Source organism: Nocardia otitidiscaviarum NBRC 14405 (assembly GCF_000308635.1).
Taxonomy (GTDB): domain Bacteria; phylum Actinomycetota; class Actinomycetes; order Mycobacteriales; family Mycobacteriaceae; genus Nocardia; species Nocardia otitidiscaviarum.
In genome coordinates, this window is the sequence record NZ_BAGD01000214.1 from 1 (window position 1) to 325 (window position 325).

General features: G+C 63.4%; 1 protein-coding gene. It reads right to left on the reverse strand.

Going from position 1 to position 325, the window contains the following annotated elements; translation table 11 throughout:
* Nucleotides 1-240 (reverse strand): hypothetical protein (locus ON31_RS29385; protein WP_039818307.1); only part of this gene is annotated, 240 nt, incomplete at its 3' end.
* Nucleotides 241-325 lie beyond the last annotated feature (85 nt).

Here is a 325-nt window from a genome sequence, read left to right on the forward strand (position 1 = left end):
TACGTCGTCACGCAGCAGCTCGACGACTTCGACGGGCTCGCCGTCGTGACTCCACACCGAGACATCGGCGAGAGCCGCGGTGAATCGGTCGGTCGCCGACACCGTGACATGCTCGGTTCCGATGGTGAGCCGAATGCGGTTGATCTCGGGAAAGTCCTTGTCGCTGCTCGCGTGGACGCGAACCGCGGTGAGGGCCTGGCGCAGATCAGCGGTGCCGACCGTGATCGTGGTCGTGCTCATTCGGGCTGTCCCTTCTCGGCTGGATGGATGATGTCGTCAATGCGGTCGCGTAGCTCGTATTCGACTGCGGGGTAATCGATTCGGC